This window comes from Pseudomonas sp. 67(2021) (assembly GCF_017491835.1).
GTDB lineage: Bacteria > Pseudomonadota > Gammaproteobacteria > Pseudomonadales > Pseudomonadaceae > Aquipseudomonas > Aquipseudomonas atacamensis.
Window position 1 is genome coordinate 1 of sequence record NZ_JAFGYL010000079.1, and the last position, 484, is coordinate 484.

Consider the following 484-nt stretch of genomic DNA (forward strand, 5'->3'; position numbering starts at 1 on the left):
GTCCTGTCCGCCTCCGAGACGGGTGCGCGCGCCTACGTCGAGGCCGGGCTCAAGGCCCGCCCCCTCGGCGACGAAGCCGTGGTCGAACTCGACACGTTCAGCCTCGAAGGGCGCGCGATGCGCCCCGTCAAGCGCGCCGTCGCGCGCGTGCGTGAGGCCGGCTGCACCGTCGACGTCGAACGCCACTCGCGTCTCGACGCCGAGACGCTGCACCAGATCACCGAACTGTCCGAGAAGTGGCGTGGCGACGAACCCGACCGCGGCTTCTCGATGGCCCTCAACCGCCTCGAGGACGCGACGGACGGCCGCTGCGTCGCCGTCCTCGTCCGTGACGCACAGGGTCAGATCGTCGCACTGCAGTCGTTCGTGCCGTGGGGCACGCGCGGGCTGTCGCTCGACCTGATGCGCCGCTCCCCGAAGGCGCCCAACGGCGTCAACGAGGCGATGGTCGCGGCGCTCGCCGACGCGGCGTCCGACCTCGGGG

General features: G+C 72.5%; 1 protein-coding gene. It reads left to right on the forward strand.

What is annotated here, in order from left to right:
• On the forward strand, nt 1-484 hold a 484-nt coding region (locus J5M66_RS26595), incomplete at both ends, for a phosphatidylglycerol lysyltransferase domain-containing protein (RefSeq protein ID WP_207817542.1).